At 52.8% G+C, this 20892-nt stretch carries 17 protein-coding genes; 8 read left to right on the top strand and 9 right to left on the bottom strand.

All coding sequences use genetic code 11. The features are described from left to right. Positions 1–12: 12 nt before the first annotated feature. The gene (gene guaB / locus B2U47_RS00205; RefSeq protein ID WP_296682949.1) at positions 13–1473 is read right to left on the bottom strand and encodes an IMP dehydrogenase; all 1461 of its coding nucleotides are present in this window, start codon (positions 1471–1473) and stop codon (positions 13–15) included. A gap of 146 nt (positions 1474–1619) precedes the next feature. On the opposite strand from guaB, the gene B2U47_RS00200 reads away from it, so the two are divergent. Continuing rightward, on the top strand, positions 1620–2030 hold the full coding sequence (locus B2U47_RS00200) for a hypothetical protein (protein WP_296682954.1): 411 nt from the start codon (positions 1620–1622) through the stop codon (positions 2028–2030). 59 nt (positions 2031–2089) lie between these two features. Next, complete coding sequence (gene xseA / locus B2U47_RS00195) at positions 2090–3442, top strand: exodeoxyribonuclease VII large subunit (RefSeq protein ID WP_296682960.1); 1353 nt, start codon at positions 2090–2092, stop codon at positions 3440–3442. On the opposite strand, the gene B2U47_RS00190 is transcribed toward xseA, so the two are convergent. The 4 genes from B2U47_RS00190 to oppB all read right to left on the bottom strand — a co-directional run bounded on the left by B2U47_RS00190 (position 3411) and on the right by oppB (position 7598). Next, positions 3411–4418, bottom strand: coding sequence for a hypothetical protein (locus tag B2U47_RS00190; RefSeq protein WP_296682961.1), 1008 nt, complete (start codon positions 4416–4418; stop codon positions 3411–3413). The genes xseA and B2U47_RS00190 overlap by 32 nt on opposite strands. Further along, positions 4415–5419 (bottom strand): tRNA (adenosine(37)-N6)-threonylcarbamoyltransferase complex transferase subunit TsaD, encoded by a 1005-nt coding sequence (tsaD, locus tag B2U47_RS00185; protein ID WP_296682964.1) that lies wholly within the window; start codon positions 5417–5419, stop codon positions 4415–4417. The genes B2U47_RS00190 and tsaD overlap by 4 nt, the downstream gene beginning before the upstream one ends. A 417-nt stretch (positions 5420–5836) precedes the next feature. Then, positions 5837–6685: an ABC transporter permease subunit gene (locus B2U47_RS00180; RefSeq protein ID WP_296682967.1), complete on the bottom strand. Its 849-nt coding sequence runs from the start codon at positions 6683–6685 to the stop codon at positions 5837–5839. Continuing rightward, a complete protein-coding gene (gene oppB / locus B2U47_RS00175; RefSeq protein ID WP_296682970.1) occupies positions 6678–7598 on the bottom strand; it encodes an oligopeptide ABC transporter permease OppB in 921 nt (306 codons plus the stop codon). The genes B2U47_RS00180 and oppB overlap by 8 nt, the downstream gene beginning before the upstream one ends. Positions 7599–7713: 115 nt before the next feature. Between oppB and B2U47_RS00170 the strand changes: the two genes are divergently transcribed. Beyond that, the gene (locus B2U47_RS00170) at positions 7714–8610 is read left to right on the top strand and encodes a CPBP family intramembrane glutamic endopeptidase (protein ID WP_296682973.1); all 897 of its coding nucleotides are present in this window, start codon (positions 7714–7716) and stop codon (positions 8608–8610) included. Between the two features lie 9 nt (positions 8611–8619). On the opposite strand, the gene B2U47_RS00165 is transcribed toward B2U47_RS00170, so the two are convergent. Beyond that, a complete protein-coding gene (locus tag B2U47_RS00165; RefSeq protein WP_296682977.1) occupies positions 8620–10194 on the bottom strand; it encodes a peptide ABC transporter substrate-binding protein in 1575 nt (524 codons plus the stop codon). Between the two features lie 143 nt (positions 10195–10337). Here B2U47_RS00165 and B2U47_RS00160 point away from each other — a divergent pair, with 143 nt between their 5' ends. The 4 genes from B2U47_RS00160 (at position 10338) to B2U47_RS00145 (ending at position 16840) form a co-directional block, all read left to right on the top strand. Then, positions 10338–11672 carry a hypothetical protein gene (locus tag B2U47_RS00160; protein ID WP_296682978.1) on the top strand — a complete coding sequence of 445 codons (1335 nt, stop codon included), beginning with the start codon at positions 10338–10340 and terminating at the stop codon, positions 11670–11672. A gap of 8 nt (positions 11673–11680) precedes the next feature. Further along, entirely contained in the window at positions 11681–12376 is a 696-nt protein-coding gene (locus B2U47_RS00155; RefSeq protein WP_296682980.1) for a hypothetical protein, read from the top strand. 475 nt (positions 12377–12851) lie between these two features. Next, positions 12852–16229 (top strand): CheR family methyltransferase, encoded by a 3378-nt coding sequence (locus B2U47_RS00150; RefSeq protein ID WP_296682982.1) that lies wholly within the window; start codon positions 12852–12854, stop codon positions 16227–16229. After that, positions 16226–16840, top strand: coding sequence for a response regulator transcription factor (locus tag B2U47_RS00145; RefSeq protein WP_296673988.1), 615 nt, complete (start codon positions 16226–16228; stop codon positions 16838–16840). Before B2U47_RS00150 ends, B2U47_RS00145 begins: the two co-directional genes overlap by 4 nt. Positions 16841–16843: 3 nt before the next feature. Here B2U47_RS00145 and B2U47_RS00140 read toward each other — a convergent pair whose 3' ends face one another. Next, a complete protein-coding gene (locus B2U47_RS00140) occupies positions 16844–17557 on the bottom strand; it encodes a hypothetical protein (protein WP_296673986.1) in 714 nt (237 codons plus the stop codon). 221 nt (positions 17558–17778) lie between these two features. Next, positions 17779–18285 (bottom strand): Rrf2 family transcriptional regulator, encoded by a 507-nt coding sequence (locus B2U47_RS00135; protein ID WP_296673985.1) that lies wholly within the window; start codon positions 18283–18285, stop codon positions 17779–17781. 125 nt (positions 18286–18410) lie between these two features. Between B2U47_RS00135 and B2U47_RS00130 the strand changes: the two genes are divergently transcribed. Beyond that, a complete protein-coding gene (locus tag B2U47_RS00130; protein WP_296673983.1) occupies positions 18411–19322 on the top strand; it encodes a LysR family transcriptional regulator in 912 nt (303 codons plus the stop codon). A gap of 18 nt (positions 19323–19340) precedes the next feature. On the opposite strand, the gene B2U47_RS00125 is transcribed toward B2U47_RS00130, so the two are convergent. Next, positions 19341–20840, bottom strand: coding sequence for a tetratricopeptide repeat protein (locus tag B2U47_RS00125; RefSeq protein WP_296688181.1), 1500 nt, complete (start codon positions 20838–20840; stop codon positions 19341–19343). Positions 20841–20892 lie beyond the last annotated feature (52 nt).

Raw genomic sequence — 20892 nt, 5'->3', positions numbered from 1 at the left:
GGGGAAATAAAACTACACCCGGTAGTTTGGTGATTCTTTGGTAATGGTCACATCATGCACATGGGATTCACGCATACCCGCGCTGGAAATCCGTACAAACTGCGGTTTGGTACGCATTTCATCCATATCCTTGCAACCCACATAACCCATGCTGGAACGCACGCCGCCCATCATCTGGTGAATGATCGGTGCAAGTGGCCCTTTGTATGGCACGCGCCCTTCAATACCTTCCGGCACGAGCTTGTCAGCGGCATTTTCCGAACCATCCTGGAAGTAACGGTCGCTGGAACCTTTTGCCATCGCCCCCAAGGAACCCATGCCTCGGTAAGACTTGTAGGAACGCCCCTGGAACAATTCCACTTCACCCGGTGCTTCTTCTGTACCCGCGAACATGCCGCCGAGCATCACAGTATGTGCCCCCGCCGCAATCGCCTTGGCAATATCACCAGAATAGCGGATGCCGCCATCAGCGATCAGCGGTACGCCTGTACCTTCCAGTGCTTTAGCCACATTCATAACCGCAGAAACTTGCGGAACGCCCACACCTGCCACGATACGGGTCGTGCAGATAGAGCCGGGGCCAATACCCACTTTAACTGCATCAGCGCCATACTTGACCAGATCCAGCGCCGCTTCACCAGTCGCAATGTTGCCACCGATCACCTGTACCTGCGGGAAATTATCCTTGACCCATTTGACGCGATCCAGCACTCCCTGTGAATGACCGTGGGCGGTATCAACCACCACGACATCCACACCGGCTTCCACCAGTGCCCGTACCCGGTCTTCCGTGCCGTAACCAACGCCCACCGCTGCACCGACGCGCAGACGCCCTTGGTCATCCTTACAGGCATTGGGAAAATCAGTGGATTTCTGGATGTCCTTGACTGTAATCAGACCACGCAACTGGAACTGGTCGTTGATAACCAGTACTTTTTCGATGCGGTGCGTGTGCAACAGCTTGCGGATTTGACCTTTGCTTGCGCCCTCTTCCACTGTCACCAGTCGTGCTTTCGGGGTCATGATGGTACTGACCGGCTCATCCAGATGGGTTTCAAAACGCAGGTCACGTCCGGTAACAATACCCACCAGATCTTCACCATCGACGACTGGTACGCCGGAAATGTTCTTGGCGCGGGTCAACGCCAATACTTCACGGATAGTGGTGTTGGGACCGACAGTAAACGGATCCTTGATGATACCGCTTTCGTATTTCTTGACTGCACGCACCTGATCAGCCTGCGCCTGAATACTCATGTTCTTGTGGATGATGCCAAGGCCGCCCTCTTGTGCCAGCGCGATTGCCAGACGGGCTTCCGTAACAGTATCCATCGCTGCTGACAGCAAGGGGATGTTCAAAGTGATTTCACGGGTCAAACGGCTTTGCAGGTTGGCATCGGCAGGCAACACGACAGAGTGCGCCGGAACCAGCAAAACGTCATCAAAAGTAAGGGCTTCCTGAAGGATACGCATGAGGCTTATGTCCGTCTGTGAGAAATAAGCGCTTCATTATAGAGTTTGACCTTGAAGCGGTAAACTGCTATCAATACCGCGTCAGATATTTCAGGAAATCCTGACTTATCTCACTAATGTATGTTCTAGAGAGGAGGATTTTTTCGATGAGTTTAAAAGCACTGTTTGTTGCTTCAGCACTTTCCCTGCTGACATCTGTTGCCATCGCTGAAGAGAAAAAAGCAGCGGATGCCAAGCCTGCCGAAGCCGCAGCCGCTCCAGCAGCCAAAGCAGACGCCAAGCCTGCTGAAGAAAAGGTCGAGCTCAAGGCGGATGCAGACCCTGAAGTCAAAGCTGCGATCGAAGCAGCCGATGCTGCCAATGCTGCTGCCAAGAAAGCCGGTTTTGAATGGTATATGGATGGCAAAACCATGTCCCAGCATCTAGAAGGTGCAATCAAAGCAGCCAACGAAGGTGACAAAGAGAAAGCCCTGAAAATCGCCAAGAAAGTTGAAAAGTCTGGCAAAGCAGGTCAGGATCAAGCTGAAGCTGCCAAAAAAGCAGCACCACGCATCTAAGTTACGGCACGATGCCGAAAAAGCCGGGCACGTCCCGGCTTTTTTGTCAGGCTTTCCCCATGCCAACAGAACGCACCATCCTCAGCATTTCCCAGCTTAACAACGAAGTCAGCCAGTTGCTGACGCAAGGTTTCCCTGCCTTATGGGTCGAAGGTGAAATATCCAACTTCACCCGTGCCGCATCGGGTCATTTGTACTTCAGCCTGAAAGACGCCAGTGCACAGGTACGCTGCGCCATGTTCCGCAACCGTAGCGCTTATCTGAAAGCCAACCCACGCAACGGCCTGAAAGTACTCGTCCGGGGCAAGGTTGGCCTGTACGAACCACGTGGCGAGTTCCAGTTCATCATCGAACAGATGGAAGATGCCGGAATCGGCGCATTACAACGGCAATTTGAGGAACTCAAACATAAATTGCAGGCACAAGGGCTGTTTGCTGAAGCACACAAACAGGTATTGCCCACATTTCCGCGCTGTATCGGCGTCATTACCTCCCCAACTGGCGCTGCTATCCGTGACATTCTCAACGTGCTGCAACGCCGCTGCCCGCAAATTCCCGTCCTAGTTTACCCGGTGCTGGTACAAGGCGAAGGCTCCAAAGAACAGATTGTGCAAGCTATCCGTCAGGCAGAACGTGAACAGCGTTGCGATGTACTGATTTTGGCGCGTGGCGGCGGCTCCATCGAAGACTTATGGTCATTCAACGAAGAAATGGTTGCCCAAGCCATTCATGCCTGCCGCATCCCGGTCATCAGTGGTGTCGGGCATGAAATCGACTTTACCATCGCCGATTTTGTCGCAGACCGGCGTGCACCAACCCCTTCGGCGGCTGCCGAGCTAGTCAGCCCGGATATGGCAACCTTGCAAACCCATCTGCAACGCCTGTCCGCACAACTATCGCGCAACCAGCAGCGCCGGATGCAACGGCTGGACGAACACCTGCAACGCCTGCAACAACGGCTGACAAACCAGCGCCCCACCAACCGTTTGCAACAGAAAGTACAACGGCTGGATGAACTGGACATGCGCCTGCAAGCTGCCCTCAATCGCCATCTGCAAGTTCAACAAACCCGACTGGATAATCAGCGCACCCGTTTACAGGCACAAACACCTGAGAGAAAAATTCGCCAGCAGCGCGAACAACTGGCGCGTGCTCAGCAATACCTGAGCCTACAAGTACATCAGCATCTGGAAAAAGCCCGTAATCGCTTGCAAATGCAGGCAGGTCAACTTCACGCATTCAGCCCGTTGGCAACCCTAGAACGGGGTTACAGCATCGTGCGTCATGCGGATAACCACCAGCTTGTACGCAGTATCGCACCGCTAAGGCTGGGGCAAACGGTGGCTGTCCAGTTACAGGATGGTCGTTTCGAGAGTATTGTTACGCGGATTGAAGCAGTTGATCCCAGCTAGCGGCTCTGGTTTGCCAGAATTTCCATGAAGATGGTGGCTGACAATGCAGTATTCGCCCATCACAACTGCTCAGGCTGACTTCAAACTTGCCGGATTTCAGCCCATTGAGCGCAGGCAAAAACCAGTTTTCTGCCAGTTCATGCATGGCTTGCTGCCATTGCTGTGGGTTATCACTCACCGCAGGAAGCAGTAGTTCTTCAAGAATAATGTAGTAATCACCTGATTCAAAACGGCATTCTGCCAATTTATCCGCAGCTTGATGATCAATATCGCCCGCATGTGCAAGGGCTTTGGCTGTTATGCTGGAACCGACAAACCCCGCCTGCATTTGCAAGCCAGGCTGGTGGGAAGCTGCGGCAGCACCCCACAACCACAGTGCATTAGTACTCATATTACCATGGCTATGCAGTACCATCTGGATTTCATTCAACAGGCGATGCCAGTAGCGTTTGTTACCTTGCGGCAAGAGTGGAAAAATACCCTGACCCAAGGCTTGTGACAGCGGCGTAGTGCGCAGGTCAGGATCAGCCACCTTTTCCCCACACAAATACCAGCGCTGCGGGTAGGCAGCACACAGTTGCAAACCGTCCTCAGCCAGATGTTTGTTCAGGACATACAGCAATTCAGTGACCGCATCCATGGCCAGCATTGGCAATTCAGGCCGGAGTAATACCTGATCAATGCCGCTTTGCAAAAACACGGGGTCTGCGCACATGAGTGGTTGTTCCGGCAACGCGGCAAAATCCAGTTGGTAGCGATAATGGGCAAACGGGATTTCTGCCCCGGCAGGATGCCCCAGACAGGACAACAAGGTGTTTTCCAGCCCAATAACCGGCAGTTGTTGCGTCTCTACGCTGGCACACAGTCTGAGAAAACTGTCTGCTACTGGCTGAAAGGCAAAATCCTTGCGCCACAACATCAGCGGCTGGAACAAACCGGGAAGGTAAAAATACAGGTGTGGTCTGGACAGGCTCATGCGGGAGGCAACAATTCGGTCAAAGGCCAGCGCGGGCGTGCCTGAATCACCGCCGCCTCACTCGCCCCCGCCTGCAAGCGGATAGCCCCGGCATAAGCGATCATCGCGCCGTTATCCGTACAAAAAGCCAGACGCGGGAAATACACGGCAGCGTTCAATTCCGCCAGCCGCGCCCGCAAGCGGCGGTTGGCTCCTACTCCGCCAGCAACCACCAGCCGCCTGCGCCCCGCCTGCTCCAGCGCCCGACGGCATTTGATAAACAGGGTATCAACCACCGCTTCTTCAAAAGCCAGCGCAATATCAGCTTTGTCCTGTTCCGTTTGCCCCGAGTTCTGCCAGGTTGTCAGCGAAAAGGTTTTCAGCCCGCTGAAACTGAAATCGCAACCGGGGCGATCCACCATCGGACGTGGAAACCTGTAGATTCCCGGTCTACCCCGCTCCGCCAGTTTTGCCAGCAATGGCCCACCAGGGTAAGCCAACCCTAGTAGCTTGGCGGTTTTGTCGAAGGCTTCCCCGGCAGCATCATCCACGCTTTCGCCCAGAATGCGGTATTCACCAATCTGGGGCACATCCACCAACAGGGTATGCCCGCCCGACACCAGCAAGGCAACAAATGGCAGTTCCGGTGGCGTTTCTTCCAGCATGGGAGCCAGCAAATGGCCTTCCATATGATGTACACCGACTGCCGGAATACCTAGCCCCCAAGCCAGTGAACGGGCAATAGCCGCCCCCGTCATTAAAGCACCAATCAACCCAGGACCTGAGGTGTAAGCCACACCATCCAAATCATTGAGGTTTAGGCCGCAATCTGCCAATACTTCACGCAACAGGGGGAGTACCCGGCGAATATGGTCGCGGGAAGCCAGCTCTGGTACTACACCACCGTATTCGGCGTGCATGGCAATCTGGCTGAACAAGCGATGTGCCAGCAAACCACGCTCAGTATCGTAAATGGCGACGCCGGTTTCGTCGCAGGAACTCTCTATCCCCAAAACACGCATGATGGTATCGAACAGTCAGGAAAGTGGAACAAGGGAGCCATTATACTGGAAACAGCGGCAAGGGCATCTGTGCTCAATAAAAAAGGGGGAAAGGTTCTTTTCCCCCAATTTGCGTTAATCAAACCAAAACGCTCTACGGAAACTTTGGAAGTGCGATGCTGATCTAGTCCATTGATTTTAGTTGTAACCACATCGAAACGCTGAATAACAATGGGAACATTATAGTCTCACCAGACTGCATTTGAGAAGATGAAAAAAAGGCGCAGAACAACTGCGCCTAAAGGTACATAAAGTGACCATGACGTGCCACTTAAATCGCCACCACCCTCGCAAGGCCAGTGACGAACAAATTATAGACAATACAAAGCAATTAATCCAATTTATCAAGTGGTTTGCGCGTAATTATTACAATCAACCTCACAAACTCTTTGGATCAAGTGCATCCCGCAACCCATCCCCCAGAAAATTCAGGCAAAACAGCGTTACCGCCAGAAAACCAGCCGGGAACAGCAGCATCCACGGCTCTGTTTCCATCTGGCGTGCGCCTTCCGCAATCAGCACACCCCAACTGGTCAACGGCTCCTGCACGCCCAGCCCCAGAAAACTCAAGAAAGACTCAAACAGAATCACTTGCGGCACTGTCAATGTCGCATAAACGATCACCTGTCCTAGGGTATTCGGCACAATATGACGGCGAATGATACCGAAATGGCTCACGCCACTGACCCGTGCCGCTTCCACAAACGCTCGCCCTTTCAGCGACAACGCCTGACCGCGCACAATCCGCGCCATGGTCAGCCATTCCACCGCCCCGATGGCAACAAAGATCAGGAAAATGCTACGGCCAAAATACACCATCAGTAAGATGACAAAAAACATGAATGGCAAGGCATACAACACATCCACAAAACGCATCATCAGTGCATCGGTACGCCCTCCCAGATAACCTGCGCTTGCCCCGTACAGGATGCCAATCAGCAAACTGACCGACGTTGCCGCCAGACCTACCATCAGCGAAACGCGCCCCCCCATCAGGGTACGCACAAACAGGTCGCGCCCGTTGGCATCTGTCCCGAACCAGAAACCGTTTTCCCAGTCCGGCGGAATTCCCATGCTGTCCCAGTAAATTTCATCATAAGGGTGTGGGCTGAATAGCGGCCCCAACAGGCACAGCAAACCGATTGCCAGCAAGACCAGCGCACTGCCCACTGCCATGCGGTTGCGCAACAGACGCCGCCACGCCTTGTGCCAAAAGCCGTTATTCATAACGCACCCTCGGGTCAAGCAGGCCATACACCACATCCACCAGCAGATTCATCACGATGATCAAACCACCGTAGAACACCACCACTCCCATCACCAGCGTGTAATCACGGTTCAGCGCCCCTTGCACAAAATGCCGCCCGATACCGGGAATCGAAAATATCTGCTCAATCACCACCGAGCCTGTAATGATGGCTGCTGTCGCAGGCCCCAGCCAGGAAACCAGTGGCAACAACGCCCCTTTCAGCACATGCCGCCACAACACCAATCGCAGTGGCAACCCCTTGGCGAAAGCAGTGCGGATATGCGGGCTACCCAGCGTTTCCAGCATACTGGCTCGCATCATGCGGGCAGCGTAGGCAATCTGCGGCAAAGCCAGTGCCACCACCGGCAACACTGCCGATTTCCAGCCACCATCCCACCCGGCGACTGGCAACCAGTGCAAGAAAACACCAAATACCAATGCCAGCAACGGCGCCATCACGAAATTGGGAATGGTGATGCCCGTCATCGCCAAGGCCATCACCGCATGATCCAGCGGCTGGTTTTGCCGCAGCGCAGCCAGCATCCCCGCCGGAATCCCTACCAGCAACGCCAGCAGCATGGCTGACAAGCCCAGTTGCAAGGAAACCGGGAAACCTTCCGCGATCAGTTCACTGACCGTGTGATCCTTGTATTTGAACGAGGGGCCAAAGTCGCCCTGCAATATGTTCAGCAAGTAATAGCCGTATTGCACAGGCAAAGGTTGGTCAAGGTGGTAAGCCCGCTCCAGATTAGCTGCAATTTCCGGCAATACCGGGCGCTCACTGTCAAACGGCCCACCGGGAGCAAGACGGATCAGGAAAAAAGCCAGGGTCATGATGACCAGCAAAGTGGGCAACGCACCTAGCGAGCGTTTGAGGATATAGCGGAACATGCGGGCAGATCGGTTCTCATTGTCGGTTTGTCCTGATTATGATTGTCTAAAAGCCGTCATGCAATTCAGAATAACACCTACACTTAAGCCAATAATCATTCCAAAAGGACAAATCATGACCACGCCGTTTCTGTCACTTGCTTCCCTTGGTAAAAATCACTGGTGGCGCTACCTTGCCAGCGTTTTCATTATTTTCATTTTCTGGCAAATACTGGGGGGGATCCCGCTAGGGATAATGGTTGTCATGCTGCTGGGGGATGAAAATCCGGCAACAGATGTCAATCTGGAAACGCTGGAATTCACCGGTATTGACCCGTTGTGGCCTTACCTTGCCATCAATTTCACCTTGCTGGGAATGCTGGCGGGTTTACTGTTGAGCGTGCGTTTCCTGCACCAGCGCAGCATCCTGAGCCTCGTAACCCCTCTGACCAACCTCAACTGGCAGCTACTGCTGAAAGGTTTTACGGTTTATTTCCTGCTAACGGCCCTGGCAACCTTTGCCGAGTCACTGTTCCGCCCCGTTGAATATGAAATGACCTTTGATTTTGAGCAGTTCATCATCTTCCTGCCGTTGGCACTGATCATCACCCCGCTACAAGCCGCAGCCGAAGAGCTGTTGTTCCGGGGCTATCTGATGCAGGGGATTAGCATGTTGACCCGTATCATCGCTGTTCCCGTGATTGGTTCATCGCTGGTATTCATGCTGGCTCATTTCAGCAACCCGGAAATGCAGGCAGATGAAACCGCCTTGCTACCCTTGCTGTATTTCCTGCTGGCGCTGTTCCTGGCCATCATCACGGTGAAAAGCAACTCGCTGGAACTGGCGATAGGTGTCCATGCTGCCAACAACCTGTTTGCCGTGCTGGTGATGAACTATGCTAACTCGGCCTTACCTGCTCCATCCATTTTCACCGCCAGCGAAATCGACCCACTGGCAAGCCTGATCAGTTTTGTCCTGATTGCCGCTGCGTTTTACGCCATCGTGTTTGCCCGACAACCCCAGGAAGTGTAGCCATCTTGCCTACTTCAGCCCCAGATAACGGGTTTTGTGGACATCCATCACGTTGTCCTGCCAACCCGTGACCCTGGGGCTGACCAAATGCTGAGTGGTGTAATGGTAAATGGGAATGACCGGCATATCCGCCAGCAGTACCCGCTCCGCCTGCTCCATCGCTTCACGCCGCAGTTTCGGGTCGGTTTGTGTCTCGGACTCCTTGACCAGCCGGTCAAACTCGGTGCTCTGATAGCCTGAGGTATTCATCTCGCCCACATCAGACTTGAAGATACTGAGGAAGTTGTAGGCATCGTCATAGTCACCAATCCAGCCGGAACGCACCACCTGAAACTGCTTTTGCTTGCGGGAACTGAGGTAAACCTTCCATTCCTCATTCCTGAGGCTGGCTTTCACCCCCAGTGTCTGTTTCCACATGGCAGCCACTGCAATCGCCAGCTTCTTGTTGTTGTCGCTGGTGTTGTAGAGGATTTCAAGTTCCAGCGGCTTGTCATCGCTGTAACCGCTTTCGGTATAAAGCTGTTTAGCAAGCGCAGTACGGGCAGTTTTGTCGAGTGCCTTTTCTTCCATGCTTTGCTGGGTGTAGTCGCTGACTGCCGGAACCCATCCCCACGCCGGAATTTCATCTGACTGGGTAATCTTGCCAGTCAGGATGTCACGATCCAGTGCCAATGACAGGGCACGGCGCAGCTTGGGGTTATCCTTAAAAGGCGGGTTTTGCAGATTGAGCGCATAGTAATACGTCCCAATATAAGGCGTACTGCGGAAAGACTCCGCCATTTCTTCCCTGACGCTCTTGATCTGGTCAGCAGGCACGTCATAGGTAATATCCAGTTCCCCGGCACGGTAACGTTTCAGCTCGGTATTCTGGTCTTCGGTGGGAATGTAATGCACCGTATCAATACTGATGTCCCTGGCATCACGGTAATGCGGATTTTTCACCAGTTTGACATGAGATTGTGGAACCCATTCACTCAGGCAGTAAGCGCCGTTGCACAAGATGTTTTCCGGTTTCAGCCAGTCCTTCCCGGCTTTTTCCACCACTTTCTGTGGTACGGGATAAGCCATGTGATGCATCAGCAACCCAAGGAAATACGGGGTTGGAGCTTTGAGGCGGATTTCCAGCGTCTGCGGATTGACGGCCTTCACCCCTATTTGTGCCGGGTCTTGCTGCTCACCCTTGCTGAAGGCTTCCGCACCATCAATCGGCCACAGGATAAAGGCATAATCGGAAGCCGTTGCTGGTGCAAGCGCCCGCCGATAAGCATACACAAAATCATCAGCCGTCACAGGTGAGCCATCCGACCATTTGCTGTCTGACCGCAGATGAAAGGTGTAAACCTTGCCATCAGCACTGATGTCCCACTTTTCTGCTACACCGGGCTGGAGTTTGCCATCAGCACCTTCTGTCACCAGACCTTCCAGCATGTCACGCTGGATATTGGCTTCAGAAACACCGGACGATTTGTGAATATCCAGGGTTTCCGGCTCCGCCCCATTCCCCCGTTTGAGGACAGTTTCTGCCAAAACCAGTGGCGAATGGGCAAAGCAAAGGCTCAACAGCAGTAAGGGCAATATACGCATGGATGATTCCTGTGATTGTTATATGGGTTAGAAGTGTATCCCTTAAAAAACCGGGAACAAAGTGACTTTTTACACATCAATAAAAGTACGAATGGTCTACTATTCAAGACAAACGGGCTTATAACATAAGGGGGAGCCATATTATGGCTACAATCGACGATCATCTGAACGCCGCGCGTCGTGAGCGCGAAGAGGCTATGCGCCAACAGGCATTGGCTATTACCTCCACCCAGAATGTGCAGGCACGTCTGGAGGAAAAGGCAGCCGAAATCAACAAACGTAATGACTACAACCGTCGTAAGTACGAAGCCTTGCAGGCAGCTTCGCGTGCCACCAGCACACAGGAGGCAAACCGCCTACGTTCTGAGGCAGCACAATACGATACCCGCATTACCAACTGCAACATGCGTATTGCCGAATGCGACCGCTTGATTGAAGTCTGGAAGGAACGGGCTGCCAGCCAGCGAGCCAACATGCAAGCCTGCAACGCCCGCGCTGCAGAGCACGAAGCGGCAGCCCAGCGTTTGCGGAATAGCGGCAACACCACGCCCCAACGCCTGCCATTGCCGGAAGACATCAAGGCGATGGTCATCAGCAATCCCGCCAATGCGGAAGGCATCTACAACAAGATGCTGACCTACCTGATGACTCGTTACCCGGATTACCCGGATACCTTGTATACCCTTAACAATGCCAATACTCATCTGCCCACACCCGGCAGCATCCGCCAACCATACATCCGTGATGCTTTCAAAGTCATGCTGAACGGTTTGCAACTGAACGGGTTTGAAGTGCAGGACACCATGCCTGATACCCCATTTGCACGTGATTTCAACAGCCTAATCGAGCAAGCTAATGTCATCATCAGTACCCGCAACCAAGGCGCAGCCCGCCCAGTCCCGTGGCTGAATACATTTGAAAAACTTCCGCACCGTGACGCTTTCCAGCTTATTCCACACTGGACAGTCAACTACGCAGGCGGTTTGCTGAGTGATGTGGAAATCAGCAATAACCGCATTGCTTCCAGTGCCCACTTGCAGGGTATTTTTGCTTCGGATGGGGCATTTCAGAACCTACGCATCCGCAACAACCGCATCGGCACAGCCAGCGCCCACCAGATTGCCATTGCTGGGATGCTGAGTGGTGAAATCAGCAACAACAAGACCCTGCAAGGTGTTGCCCTCAACCACATCGAGTTGCTGCCATTGCGCATTGGTGGTGGGGAAAATGTGTTTATCCTGTCATTCCACCCGTCTTCGCACTACCAGTATCGCCCGATTGCAGGTTTACCGGCGAACGCTGACAAACGCCAGCAAAAACGCACTACGGTATGGAATGCCAAACACTACTATAATTTCCGCATGGATGCCTTTTTGGCAGCCTACAATGAGCAAACCGCTGGTACAAACATGTCAGGCACGGAGCGAGCCAAGCTGGCTGTGCGGCTAGTACCTGAATTTGGAACATTTGCAGCATAGGGGAACCCATGCCAAAAGTCGTTACCGCCCTTCCACTGCTGCTGGCTCTACTGCTGGCAGTTGGGCATACCGCTTGGGCTGAAACACAGACCACCTGCACCTATTATTGTCATGCGATTGAACCAGATGCGGGAAACTCGGGTCATATTTGTTATCTGACGGGAGGAAACGGAATGCCTTCAACACTTGCCCAACACTGCCTCAATCAGCCCGAGGCACAGCTTCCCATCCCTTTGACGGAAGATTTGCAACAGCGGCTGCTGACCGGCAACGTGACCAACACGTTCCGCCAGCATTATCCGCTCCCAGCCGGTGTACCCGCCATCCACTTTGACGCAGCAACCGTTGCCAGATTACAGGCGCTGCCTTTGCAACTGGGTGAACATGACAACACCGAAGAATGGCTGGTTTATGACAGCAGTCCGGCAGCCGCCACCCCCCCACATTTCTGGGTCATTCAGTATCAGGGGCAAGGCATCTACCGCATAGTGCTGGAACATGCCGGACAAATGTTGTGGGTTACACCGGAACGTGCCGATGGCTACTTCAACCTACGCACCGCACGTTTTGCCGAACTGGATGCGGGCAGCAAGACCGGCTCATTCACGGATTACCGCGAATGGCAGTACACCAATGGCGTTTATTCCTTGTTGAAAGCCAGCGGCATGGCAGCAGGTTCGATTGCCAACCCCGAACCACTGTAACCCACGCGCACATCTCTCCTCCTTCAATAACCCAAACCTGACTGGTCAAGTCGGTTTTTTTATTGGATTTTTATTAAGATTCATGCGTGTATTCTAGGGAAAACCCTTGTTGGAGTAATGCATATCCCAGGCTGTCAGGTCTGGGCTTGAGCGTCAATTATGTCTAGAATCTATCCGTGCTTGCGACAAACACTGCGCGTAGACGCAACAGCTAGGAGGAACGCGAGTACATTACTCAACGTTGTGACAACGTCGTGATGAGAATCAAAAACAAATAATCAAACCAAAACTAGAACGAAGCCTATCTTGGGGGCCAGTGTAGAGCTGGCCCCTTTATTTTTTGCGAATGAAGGTATGTAAAACTCCAATCTGGCCTCAAGTTTGGCTACCATTCAACTAGAACGGTTAGAACAAGGATTAACATGCACTTTTGTCATTTTCCCGCTGACAAGCTAGCAAACCGGGGACTCTCCTTATGAGCGACACAGCCAGAACGGATACGCCTGTCCAGACATCAAGCGAAGCACCTCTCATTATCGTCGGCATCGGTTCCTCCGCCGGAGGTCTCGAAGCCTTGCGTCAATTGGTTCCCAACCTGCCGGTTGACAAACGGGTTGTTTACATTCTTGCCCAGCATCTTGACCCAAAACACAGCAGTATGTTGGGGCCAATTCTGTCACGAGAAGTAACCAGTCTGTCGATTCTGGAACTAGAACACGACCAGCAACTGGAAGGTGGGCATTTCTATATCGTCCCACCCGGCATGGATGCCTGTTATGCCAATGGGCGCATCCATCTGGAAAAAGCCACCGGCATTGGCCCCAAACCCTCCGTTGACCGCCTGTTTGCCTCACTAGCAGAAAACCACGGCAGGCACGCCATTGGCATCATCCTTTCCGGGACAGGCATGGATGGCGCACATGGCATCCGCTCCATCAAGGCGGAAGGTGGTATCACCATGGCGCAACTGGAGTCCACTGCCCGCTTCAACAGTATGCCGCACGCAGCCATCAATACCGGGCATGTTGACCTGATCCTGCCACCGGAAGAAATTGCCCAGCAAATCCATGACCTACTGGCACAACCGGAAGGTCCGTTCCTGTTCGTCAACAGCCCTGAACCCTCCGAGGATGAAATCCAGGACATCCTGCGAATGCTGCTTGACCAGACCGGCAGCGATTTTCGCGATTACAAGCGCAATACCCTGCTACGCCGGATTGAGCGGCGCATGACCTTGCACAAGCACAAGAAACTTGAAGAGTACTGCGCCTACCTGCGACAAAAACCGGAAGAACTGTACGAGCTGCATAATGACATCCTGATTTCCGTCACCAGCTTTTTCCGTGACCCGGAGACCTTCATTGCCCTGCGGCAGGCAATGGATGACGTCCTGCCTTCAGGGAGCAACAAGGACATCCGCATCTGGGTAGCGGGCTGTGCGACTGGTGAAGAGGCTTATTCCATCGCCATCATGCTGTCGGAATACCTCGGCAGCCGCATAGGACGCTACAAGGTGCAGATTTTTGGTACTGACCTGTACGATGGTGTGCTGGCTATTGCCCGTCAGGCACGCTACTCCAAAGCGGCGGTCGCCGGTATTGATTCACGGCTTTTGGACAAATACTTCATCCAGAAAGATGGCGAATACCAGCTTACCCAAAGCATCCGCAATATGGTGCTGTTTGCACGGCACGATTTGGTGCGTGACCCACCCTTCTCGCACCTGAATATGATCACTTGCCGCAACGTACTGATCTATTTCAACCAGAACCTGCAACGGGCGGTGCTGGAATCCTTCCATTACGGGCTGGAAGAAGGCGCCATCCTGTTTCTGGGCAAATCGGAAACCGTGGGCAACAATGACCGCCTGTTTGTCACGCTCGACCGCAAGGCACGGATTTACCGGCGGCGCGGTGATGTCAAAGGTCATCTGCCTTATCTGATGCAAAACCGCCCACAACGCGACCTGCGCTCCCTGAATAATGGCGGCACACGCGACAAACCCCGTGCCAAATTGCAGGATGTGTTCGACAAACTGCTGGTTAACATTTACCAGCCCGCTGCTATTCTGTTGGATGATCGACAGGAAATCGTCTATGTACGTGGCAATGTCGACCCTTTCCTGAGTTTCGGGGAAGGTCGGGCAGCTTTAGGCATTCTTGACCTGATCAAGTCAGACCTGCGCCAAGACTTGCGTGGTTTGTTGTACAAGGCTCGTCGTGCCGATGAAACCATCAGCAGTCGCCGCATCAATTTCCGTATGGACGGTGAAGCAGTACGGGTCGTCATGCGGGCGCACCATTTCCCCAATGGTAAACTGACTGAACACGAAGTCAGCATCATCATGTTTGAAATTCTGCCTATCAACGACCAGGCCGGACTTATCGAACAGGAATCCACCAGTATCAGTGATGCCCTGCGCATCCGCGAGCTGGAAGACGAATTGCGTGAAACCCGCGAAAGCCTGCAAACTACCATCGAAGAGCTGGAAACCTCCAACGAGGAGTTACAATCCACTTACGAAGAAGCCCAATCCACCAACGAAGAGCTCTACACCTCCAGTGAAGAATTGCAAACTTCCAACGAGGAATTGCAATCCACCAACGAAGAATTGCGCACAGTCAATCAGGAACTCAGCGTCAAAAGCAGCGAACTGGAAACCACCAACCTGCAACTGAAAGCCATCAACGACCGGCTGCTGCATGAGATTGAAGAACGCAAATGGGCTGAAGCAAGGCTGGAAATTGAACGTGCCAAACTGGCCACCATTTTCCGTAGCCAACCCAACTGGATTAATATTTGTTCATTGGATGGCATCATCCAGGAAATCAACCCGGCAGGCGTCCTGATCATGGAAGGGCACAGCCCGGAACAGTTGATCGGGCGTTCCATGCGGGATTTTGTCCTACCGGAATACCGGAAAGAAATCGATAAATGCGTATCCGGCATCAACGATGTGGGGGAATTTCATGCTATTGAAGTCAAGATCAGCACTTTCAAGGGTAATGTCCGCTGGCTGGAAATCCGCCCTGTGCTGATCCATCTGGACAATGATGAACTGCGCATCATGTCTATCATCGTTGACCATACCGAGCGAGTACTGACACAAAACCAACTGGCAGAACGTCAGCAGGAACTGGCGCACATCATGCGTCTGAACACCCTTGGGGAAATGGCATCAGGAATCGCCCATGAACTGAACCAGCCACTCTCTGCCATTGCCAATTACATCCGTGGCTGTGAACTGCGGATGAAGGGCGACGGATGCAGCGAGCAGGAAATCAGTGAAGTCATGCAACTGGTCAGCACCCAGGTCAAGCGGGCGGGTGAAATCCTGCGTTACGCCAAGGACTTTACCCGCAAGGATCAGGACATCGAATGGCATGAACATGACATCAATGCCATTGTGCATGAAACCCTCTACCTGCTGGACACGACCGAACAATTCAAACAAATCCAGTTGAGCAAGTCCTTGTATGCCAACCCGATCATGGTCAATGTCAACAAAATCCAGATTGAACAGGTGCTGGTCAATATGGTATTGAATGCCCTGGATGCCATTCGTGAAGCCCATCCACCCGGTTCTGGCATGTTGCAGATACGTACCGAACGGCTGGATCAGCATCAGGTAAAAGTTTCCGTGATTGACGACGGAATCGGCCTACCCGAGGATTACGCCAGCAAGATTTTCCGGCCCTTTTTCACTAGCAAGAAAGGGGGTATGGGGATGGGGCTGCCCATCAGCAGTTCCATCATCGAAGCCCATGGTGGCAAACTGGAAGCCCATAACAACATATCGCAGGGAGCTATTTTCAGCTTCACATTGCCCACAAAAGGAACACAACGCCCATGAACTACCCCCCCACCGTTTTCATTGTTGACGATGATCCTGCCGTGCGTGACTCGCTACGCTGGCTGCTGGAATCCATGCATCTGAAAGTGGCGACCTTTGCTTCCGCAGAAGAATTTCTCAAGTTTTATACCATGCACATGATTGGCTGTTTGGTGCTGGATGTGCGGATGCCAGGCATGAGTGGTTTGCAACTGCAACAATACCTGACTAAGCAGAAATATTGCCTGCCGATTATTTTCATCACAGGACACGGTGACATTCCCATGGCAGTACGTGCCATGCAGGCTGGAGCCATGTATTTTCTGGAAAAACCGTTTGAAGACCAAGTATTACTGGACTACGTACACGAAGCCCTGAATCTGGACAAGGAACACCAGCAGTCACGTATCCGCCTGACCATGACCCAGGCACGAATTGCCAACCTAACTGATCGCGAGCGCGAGGTAATGGAACTGGTCATCGACAACCATTCCAATAAGGAAATTGCGGCAAAACTCAACGTCAGCATTAAAACCGTCGAGTTTCACCGCAGCCACATGATGGAGAAAATGCACGCTTCCTCCCTGATCGAACTGGTCAACATGACCAGGGAAACAGCCGATAACGACTAGGGCTTACTCGAAACCCTGCGCAATCCATGAAGCCAGGGTTTCTTGGAACATCAGGTCAACCATTTCTTCATGGATGGCTTCCTCCACATCATCCGCGTCGGGCGTCACCTCTTCGGCACGAGCAGCCTCTTCCATCTCGGCACGCACCTGTTGCAGGTAAGCCAAAATGTCTTCGGCTTCCTTGCGTTCTACGGGCAACAAGCCAAAGCCAAAGGTGCAATCACCATTGGGTAAACGTAGCAGGCGTGAAGCAATACACAAATCCTTGGGCATACGTTCGGCTTCCAGTGGAACCTGTACCGCTGCATCATCAGTCCCCAAGCGTTTGACGAGCGCAGATGTGCCGGACTGAACACTAACGATTTCCCACAACGCCAGTTCGGATTCACTTAAAGCCTTGAGGTACTGGCAGGCAAAGGAGCCGTTTTCCTGCTGCACGCGGGTACGCATGAATTCCTGCAAAACGCTTTCACCATCCTCATTAGTTTCAGTGGTGACGAAATGCTCGAAAACATGCGCATGAGCCATTTGCCCCAGCGGTTGTTCTTCCAGGTAGTCCAGTATTTCGTCGGCTGACAGCTCCAGCATTTCGGCAGCATAGGCGATAGCATCGGTGAATACTTCCACCATCCATTCTTCCCAAGGGTCTTTGGTAATGTAGGTGCTCAAAAGCTCCATGGTGGCGTCGACTTGTTTTTGCTGTTCCGCAGTAATCACGGCTAGATCCTTTGGTTAGTGGGGTTCTGTTGTATTTGTTACATAGTAGCACGAACCAGCTACAAACCGGACGGGAAACAATACTCAAAAAATAATCAATTTTTCCTCGCCTGACGACCGAAAACCAAAAAAAAGCAGGGTTGCGGCTCAAACAACCCTGCTTGGGAAACTGCCTCTGGAGGAGTGTGAGGGAGGCAGTGGTGAAAGCGCGTTCTAATTTCTTACATGGCTGCCTGATGCCCCAGCTCTGGCGCAGGAAAATGTCGTGCCGGGAACATCCGTGCAATCAGGCTGGCTGTTTCGCCCATGTGGTAACTTTTACGTGGCAACTGCTGACCTTCCAACATGGTTGCCAGGGTCATACCTTCCAAAAAATCGTAGATACGGTTACTCAGGCTAGCCCACATCTGTTGTACCAGTCGTTGCCGCTGATCAGCACTACGCTTTGGCAGGCGCTTGACCGTTTCACTGTCGTCTTCTGCCGCTTCCACAATTTCAGCCAGGTTGATGTCTTCAATATGACGGGTCAAGCGATAACCACCACCTGGACCACGGATACCTTCGACTAATCCATGATTGCGCAATCTGGCAAAAATCTGTTCCAGATAAGACAATGAAATTCCTTGTTTTTCTGCCAGATCTCCCAGACGCAATGCACCTTCATCTTCGTGAATCGCCAGAGCCAGCATCGCCATGATGGCATGTTGACCTTGTGTAGACAGTTTCATTGTTCGCCTCCTTAGAGATGTATTCTGTTGCTTGACAGTAACTATAGGGCTGACCGATGATAAGAAAAAGTCGAAATTTATATATTAATACATCGTAAAAATCGAAGTGTACAGTGAGGTAAGTCATGCTGAACTATAAGCACCTGAACTATTTCCATGAGGTTTTCACCTCCGGCAGCATTGCCAGTGCCAGCAAAAACCTGAACGTGACGCCGCAAACCATTAGCGGGCAATTGACCTTGCTGGAAGAAAAACTCGGCATCAAGCTGTTCCACCACAAAGGGCGTTATCTGGAACTGACCGAAGCAGGCAAACTCGTACTGGAACGCACCAGTGTCATATTCCAGGAAGGCAGTGAATTGGAGGAAAACCTCAAACAATTCAGCGAACTGGATGCGCTGACCTCGTTCCGGGTTGGCGTGTCTGACCTTGTGCCCAAATCCATCGTCTACAAACTGCTCGCCCCTGCTACCCAGCTTGAACCACCTGTGCGGATTGTATGTACAGAAGGCAAACTGAGCGATTTGCTGGAACGTCTGAATGTTGCGCGTAACCGCATGGATCTGGTCATTGCTGACAGCCCACATCCGCCAGACATGGGCAACAATGTCAGCCATCCATTGGGTTCCAGTGGAACCAGTTTTTTTGCTACCAGTACGCTACGGCAAATGTTACCAGGCGAGTTTCCCCACATATTGCACCGCGCTCCCATGCTGCTACCTGCGGAAGGCTCGACCTTACGAACAAAATTATGGGACTGGTTCAGCAAGCAAAAGGTCACACCACAAATCGTGGGTGAGTTTGATGACAGTGCCCTGATGCGGGAATTCGGGCACGCTGGCATTGGGGTTTTTGTTGCCCCATCGGTGTTGCGTGACATGCTGACCCATACCCCCGAAATTGTTTATCTAGGAGATGCAGAGGATATTCAGATCGAATTTTTCGCCATCACCGCCCGACGGATGGAAAGCCGGGCGGTCAAGGCGATAACCAAACATGCTCAGGGCTGGCTGCACAAAGACAAGCCGCGTAAATAGCGCCCTTCCTGTAATTGTTTAGCTTTTGCGCAGCATGTCCAGATTACGCTGGGCATTGGCGTTACCCTGGCTGGCAGCATCACTGAACAGAGCCTCAGCTTTCTTTTTGTCCTGTTTGACCCCCTTGCCCAGTATGAACAGCACACCCAGATTGTTTTGCGCTTCGGTGAAACCATCCTTAGCGGCTTTGTTATACCAGTAAGCCGCTTGGGCATAGTCCTGTTTTACCCCACGCCCATCTTCATACAGCAGGCCAAGGTTGTATTGCGCTTTGGTATAGCCCTGTTTGGCAGCCTGTTCATACCAGTAGGCAGCTTCCCGCAAGTCACTGGGCAAACCGCCCAATCCGTCTTCATACAGGGTTCCCAGCATCAGTTGCGCCTGTTTATCGCCTGCATCAGCAGACTGACGGATGGTTGCAGGATCAACCCCCGCCAAGTCCAGTTCGCTGGAAGCATTGGTTTCTTCTGCGGCTGAAGGCAAAGAAGCTGTTGTCACTGTGGGTTCAGGCCGGGTCGCCGGGTCTGCTTCTGGAATGCCGGTCGGTGTTTCTGCTGGTTTGTCGGCAACAGACTCTGGCGCAGGCTCAACAGCCGCCAATTGCACAGATGCCTGTTCGGCTGCCATCTCAACTGCTTCTGGTTTCACGGAGTCAGGAACCGCCAGCTTTTCCGGGGATGCCGTAGCGGTTTCTGCCGGAACAGAGGCTACAGCAGCCGGTGCGCCACTTTCCAGTGACAGTAAGGCCAGACGTGCTGCCCCATGCCCTTGTCCAGCGGCCTGCTGAAACCAGTTGCGAGCCTGTGCCACATCCTTGTCCAAATACTGACCGTTGGCGTACAGCAAGCCAAGACCGTACTGTGCTTCAGCGTGACCAGCTTCAGCCGCTTTGCGTTGCCACTCAAGCGACTGCTTTATATCGGCATTTTCATCGGCACGGTACAACATGGCAAGGGCATACTGAGCGCGAACATTGCCGCCTTGGGCTGCCTTGGTCAACCATTGCGTGGCTTGTGCCATATCCTGCGGCACACCTTTGCCACTCTGATAGGCCATACCCAGTTCGTATTGGGCATTGGCATCATTTTGCTGGGCAGATGCCTGCAAATTTTCCAGGGAAGTGGTCGGCTGGGAAATTGTTTGCCGACGGTTGCGATACCAGTTTTCCATTCTGGACGTACTGCTGGCAGCTTGCGGTGCTGTGGCGACACCCGAAACAGGTGCAAGAGATGCCGTTGCCGGGCTGGATTCACTGACATCGCCTTCCAGCGTCAGCGGCTTGTCTTCTTGCGCAGTATTTTCCGGCTGGGCTTCAACAGGCGTTTTCTCTGCTTTGGCAGTCGGTGCATCCGGGGCAAGCCACGGTGGTGGTGACTCATTCATGTTGATCGGTTTGGCGACTTCCAGTGGGGCTGTTGCCGCAATACCAGACATGGAAGACAGGCAGGCAAGGGAGAACAGCAGCGTTCTGGATGCAAACAAAGGGAATGTCCCGAATGGTGCTTTTATTGTTATCATGGTGGCCCCGATATGCGGTCAAATTTTGGAAAATCATACCCCTGTCAGCCAA

The organism is Thiothrix sp. UBA5583 (assembly GCA_002425225.1).
Classification (GTDB): Bacteria; Pseudomonadota; Gammaproteobacteria; order Thiotrichales; family Thiotrichaceae; genus Thiothrix; species Thiothrix moscowensis.
The sequence above is the reverse complement of the archived record's forward strand: the minus strand, read 5'-3'. Positions and strand labels throughout refer to the sequence as shown.

Coding starts and splice junctions, on each gene's coding strand:
- B2U47_RS00160 (WP_296682978.1), top strand. CDS start 10,338: ATGGCTACAATCGACGATCATCTGAACGCCGCGCGTCGTGAGCGCGAA.
- B2U47_RS00145 (WP_296673988.1), top strand. CDS start 16,226: ATGAACTACCCCCCCACCGTTTTCATTGTTGACGATGATCCTGCCGTG.
- B2U47_RS00150 (WP_296682982.1), top strand. CDS start 12,852: ATGAGCGACACAGCCAGAACGGATACGCCTGTCCAGACATCAAGCGAA.
- B2U47_RS00170 (WP_296682973.1), top strand. CDS start 7,714: ATGACCACGCCGTTTCTGTCACTTGCTTCCCTTGGTAAAAATCACTGG.
- B2U47_RS00125 (WP_296688181.1), bottom strand. CDS start 20,840: ATGATAACAATAAAAGCACCATTCGGGACATTCCCTTTGTTTGCATCC.
- guaB (WP_296682949.1), bottom strand. CDS start 1,473: ATGCGTATCCTTCAGGAAGCCCTTACTTTTGATGACGTTTTGCTGGTT.
- tsaD (WP_296682964.1), bottom strand. CDS start 5,419: ATGCGTGTTTTGGGGATAGAGAGTTCCTGCGACGAAACCGGCGTCGCC.
- B2U47_RS00155 (WP_296682980.1), top strand. CDS start 11,681: ATGCCAAAAGTCGTTACCGCCCTTCCACTGCTGCTGGCTCTACTGCTG.
- oppB (WP_296682970.1), bottom strand. CDS start 7,598: ATGTTCCGCTATATCCTCAAACGCTCGCTAGGTGCGTTGCCCACTTTG.
- B2U47_RS00165 (WP_296682977.1), bottom strand. CDS start 10,194: ATGCGTATATTGCCCTTACTGCTGTTGAGCCTTTGCTTTGCCCATTCG.
- B2U47_RS00200 (WP_296682954.1), top strand. CDS start 1,620: ATGAGTTTAAAAGCACTGTTTGTTGCTTCAGCACTTTCCCTGCTGACA.
- B2U47_RS00180 (WP_296682967.1), bottom strand. CDS start 6,685: ATGAATAACGGCTTTTGGCACAAGGCGTGGCGGCGTCTGTTGCGCAAC.
- B2U47_RS00190 (WP_296682961.1), bottom strand. CDS start 4,418: ATGAGCCTGTCCAGACCACACCTGTATTTTTACCTTCCCGGTTTGTTC.
- B2U47_RS00130 (WP_296673983.1), top strand. CDS start 18,411: ATGCTGAACTATAAGCACCTGAACTATTTCCATGAGGTTTTCACCTCC.
- B2U47_RS00135 (WP_296673985.1), bottom strand. CDS start 18,285: ATGAAACTGTCTACACAAGGTCAACATGCCATCATGGCGATGCTGGCT.
- xseA (WP_296682960.1), top strand. CDS start 2,090: ATGCCAACAGAACGCACCATCCTCAGCATTTCCCAGCTTAACAACGAA.